Raw genomic sequence first — 4,377 nt, 5'->3', positions numbered from 1 at the left:
GGGCGCGCGCCTCGATGGTCTCCCGCCAGCGCGCCAGCGCGTCGGCGCCATGCGCCTCGCCATAGACGCTGACCCGGCAGAGGGTCTGGCCGATCGCGGTCTGCTGCAGGACGACGACGCAGGTCTCCCGCGCCGTCGCGAGCAGCACGAGGTTGGGGAACAGCCAGGCCGTGACGGCGTCATCGGCGCCTTCGAGCGCGGTCCGCGCCAGCAGCCAGCCCGCGTCGGCGTCCTCGGCGAACGGCTCTCCGGCCGCCAGCGCCTGGACCATGAGCTTCCAGTTGGCCGGGAACTCGAGCCAGAGCTCCTCGGAGCGGGCCGGCTTGTGGTTGCCGAAGAAGCCGCCGGCCTTGTTGAGCGCGGCGAGGCCGGCGTCCGGGCTTTGCGGCGCGACGTCGAGATTGACGAAGATCAGCGGGCCCCAGCTGCGGGCCTGCGCGGTCAGCAGCCGCTCGGGCCGCAGCCCGAGATACTGGTGCATCGCCGGGGCGCCGTCGCCGAGTTCACCGGCCGGGATCGCCGGGCGGTCGCGGCTGTAGCCGCAGGAGGTGAAGGAGCAGCGGGTCTTGGCGCCCGTCTGGCACTGCAGCGGCACCATGCGGCAGCCGCCATGCTGGGCCTTGTTGAAGCGCGCCTTTAAGCCGTCGGCGGCCCGCTGGACGTGGACGCCATGCGTGCCGATCGTGAAGGGCAGCAGGTCTCCGACATGCGGGATCGCCTCATGCGACCCGACGCAGATCCAGTCCCGGGTCCAGACCGCCTCGTCCTCGAGCTGCGTGAAGGCGAGCGACCGGAAGGCTGCGGGCGGCAGCAGGCGCGCTTGGCCCTCGGGCATCAGCGCCTGCGCGTAGAAGGACGGGCTCGCGAGATCGTGGCCTTCGTCGAAATAGCCGAGGTCCGGGCGGTTCGACACGGGGCTTTGCGCCTTTCCGATGGAGTGCGGAAGGCCGGTCCGCGGACGCAAAGCGCCGCGGACCGGAAGCGTCGTCGCCGTCAGGCGCTGGCGAGAGCGGGCGACTCGTAGTCCGCCCGTCCGCGATGCCTGATGGCGTCGGCCGGCGGCGCCGGCAGCGGGCCGTCCTGCGAGAACCGGTCCAGCACGTTCTTCACCAGGGTGGAGATGTTGTTCCGGCACTCGTTCCACGGCAGCGAGCCGCAGAAGGCGATCGACGAGAAGGCGAAGCACGCGCCGCCATTGGGCGTCTCGTGGTAGGCGATGTCGCCGCGCACCCGCGGATGGGTGGTGCCGTCGAGGCCCTGCTGGTTGAAGCCGAAATCCTCCATCACGAGGAGGTAGGCCTCGGTGTGGCGCCCGGCCGAGGTCGCGACCGCCAGCGTATGGGGCGGCGAGCCCAGCATGGTGTCGACGATGTCGAGCTCGAGGCCCGCGGCGCCGCCGCCGACGAGCCCGAAATTGCCGAGCTTCTCGTCATAGTCGATGCCCTCGAACGCCCAGCTGACGCGCGGGTCGAGGCTTTCTTTCGTCCGGCTGAAGTAGCTCGAGATGTCGAAGCCTTCCGACGACATGCCCACGCCCGCCACCGAATGCAGGTAGCGACCGCGGAAGCGCCACATGCCGCCCAGTTCGCCCGTGCCCTGGTGGTAGTATTCGCCCGGATCGGCGCGCCATGTGCGGATGCCGGATTCGCAGCGCCGCATCTCGGTGACGACGCCGCGTCCGAGATGGTCATAGGCCGGGTGGAACGAGTGCACCCAATACCAGGCGTCGGCGCCCATATACATCAGGCGGCCGCCGCGCTGCGTGTAATTGTGCAGGGCGTCGAGCTGCGGTCCGGAGTTATGCTCCGGATGCGAGCCGGTGATGATGACGTTGTAGTTCTCGAGCCGGGCGAGGCCGTCATAGGTGACGTCTTCGTCGGTGATCACGTCGTAGTCGTAGCCCATCGTCTCCAGCCAGTAGATCAGATGGAGATCGGCCGGGTACTGCCACGGCGCCTGGGCCAGGAAGTGATCGTATTTCGGCCGGATCGAAAGGATCGGCCTCAGTCGCGACGACAGGCAGATGCCCGAGCCGTCGGTGTGGGTGTCGTAGATCGAGCCGCCATATTCGCGATGCTCGGCCAGGAACATGTTCTGCTGCTGCATGATCGGCACGCGGTAGACGAACAGCTCCGCGCCGCCGGCGTTGCAGGCGACATGCTCGTTGGCGTAGGCCATGTAGCTGATGGTCGGGACCATCACGGCGATCCTGGACTGCTCCTCGCCGATGCGCGGCACGATCCAGAACGGGATGTAGTCTTCGTCCCCCTCGCTGGTGGTGAGCTTCAGCGCGTAGAAGCGGCTCTTGATCTCCTGCGGAACGGTCCATTCCAGATCCGAGGTCCAGCGCGCGTCGTCGACGTCGTCGTCATGGAAGTGGATCGCGCCATATTCCTTCGGCGCATGCTTCCAATCGAAGTTGTCTCCTGACCAGTTGTAGCCCGTGAGCGCCCGCGTCGGGCAGTTCACCAGCTGAGCGTCGAACCGGTAGGGGCCGTTGTCCTTCGCCACGATGGTGTCGATGCCGTCCCAGAAATCCCAGGCGGCGACGATGACTTCGGAGAGCGGCCCGGTCGGGCCGGAGTTGCGGCGCTCGGTCAGGCCCGGCTGCGCGCCGGCCTTCATCTGCTCGATCTCGAACCGGCTGAGCGCCTTGTTGCAGATGCGCGGGCTGTCGATCTTGCCGTTGTACTTGCCGGTGAACCAGACGCCGGCCGGCCGCGAGGAGGCGGCGAGCGGGTTGTCGTCGATCTTCTCCACATAGGCCGCGAGCGCGACCGGGGCGGCGCTGTGCGCGATGGTGGTCCTGATCGAGGCTTTCACCGGCTCGATGACGGGATCGAGCGCATAGACGACCTGCGGCTCGTGATAGAGCACGACGTCGCCGGTCGCGGCGTCGAAGCTCGCCGCCAGGAAGTGCCAGGCGTGATCGCGGATCGGCGCGCCGGTGGTGATCTTGTGCTCGTTGATCCGGAGCTCGACGAAGCCCTCTTCATTGATGAAGAGCCCATAACCCTTGCCGTCGCACCATTTGGTCACGAGGCCCTGCGCGCCGTGCTTCCAGTAGCGCGGATGAGTCTTGGGCGTGGTCGGCCAGATCCAGCACTGCAGCGTGAAGCTGTCGACGTGGAACTGTCTGGCGTCCGGCACGTAGCCATAGGAGCCGCCATGGATGATCTGCTTGCGCCCCTTGTAGGCGCCGTTCACGTCCGCCGACACCGGCTTCTCGATGAAGCCCGGGCCGCGCGGATTGGTGTCGCCGTTGATCATCTGGACGACTTCGGCCTTGTACTCGGCCGGGCCGTCGCAATTGACGTAGAACTTGATCTTGTCCCCCGGATGCACTCCGAACTTGTCGGCGTATCCGGTCAGTCGCATCGCGCACATCTGCGCTCTCCTTGCGAAATCGTCCAGTCGTCTGGCAAGCCGGCTGCGTTCGCGGGCCGTGAGGTCCGCGTCCGGCGCTGTCTTGAATAAAGCCGCCCCCGTCGGGAGCGCGGGAGAGGCGCCGCGACCTTCAGGTCACCGGCCAGTTGTCGTCCCGGCGCTTCCACCCTTCCGAGAAATGCTCGGGCATTCCGGCCGTCTCCGGCAGTTCGTCCAGGCGCATGAGGAAGATGTCGTGCTGGATCTCCTGCTCGTCCGTGTAGACCTTGTCGGTCACGAACTCCGGCGGCACGCCGCGAATGCCGGACAGGCGGCCGATGCGCCACTCGGCGTCGACCTTGGTGCAGATCACCACGAGCTTGCCCTTGGTGGATTCGCCGCGCATCCGCAGCAGGACGCGCTTCAGCACCGGGTCTTCGTGCACGCCGCCGGTCACCACCGTGGTGTCGCCGGGCGTTTCGCATTTGAGCACCGAGAACCCCGCGACGCCCTTCATGGAGTCGACGCACTCGCGATGCTCCTTGATGAGCGCCTCGCGCTCCGGCGTGCCTTTCCTGGGAATCGGGATCATGTCGGCCCTCTTTGAAGCAAAGCGCTGCCGCGAGGGCGCGCAGATTCTGCAACCTCGCGGCCCGAGGCTGTCTATACTGAGCGCCGGCGTCGCCTTTGCTCGATTTGTGAGAATTAAAAGCTACGACGCTCCCGCTGCGCTCGTCAATTCCGCACAGCGGGAATTTCTAGATATCTCCAGCAAAACGTCTAGACGTTTTGGCGTCGAGCGTGTCTGGCGCGGCGCTTTTCCGGGCGCTCGGCGCCCCGCAAATAAGCGGCCTTCGGAGGAGCGCAGCGGAGCCTTGGGATGGCGGCCTGCCGCCTCCGATCAAAGTTGAGGCGCCGACGCGAGGCCCCTGCGGCGCCGTGACGCTGGCGCAAATCATGGGTTTGAGCGCGCATCGGACGGACGCGCCGGCCGCCGCGCTGCGTGCCGCG

Annotated in this window: 3 protein-coding genes; all 3 read right to left on the bottom strand. The window is 67.1% G+C overall.

Translation table 11 applies throughout. The annotated features are described in order from the left end of the window. Positions 1–913, bottom strand: a 913-nt coding sequence (locus ACIKT0_RS13710; protein WP_407105882.1) for a Rieske (2Fe-2S) protein, incomplete at its 3' end; no start/stop codon positions are given. Between the two features lie 80 nt (positions 914–993). After that, a complete protein-coding gene (locus tag ACIKT0_RS13705; RefSeq protein WP_407105881.1) occupies positions 994–3,387 on the bottom strand; it encodes a N,N-dimethylformamidase beta subunit family domain-containing protein in 2,394 nt (797 codons plus the stop codon). Positions 3,388–3,517: 130 nt separating this feature from the next. Beyond that, positions 3,518–3,958, bottom strand: a complete 441-nt coding sequence (locus ACIKT0_RS13700) for a N,N-dimethylformamidase alpha subunit family protein (protein ID WP_407105880.1) — start codon at positions 3,956–3,958, stop codon at positions 3,518–3,520. Between the last annotated feature and the right edge of the window lie 419 nt (positions 3,959–4,377).

Origin of the sequence: Hansschlegelia beijingensis, from assembly GCF_045505405.1 — a bacterium.
GTDB lineage: Bacteria > Pseudomonadota > Alphaproteobacteria > Rhizobiales > Methylopilaceae > Methylopila > Methylopila beijingensis_A.
Note: the sequence above shows the minus strand (reverse complement) of the source record. Positions and strands in the feature narration are given on the sequence as shown.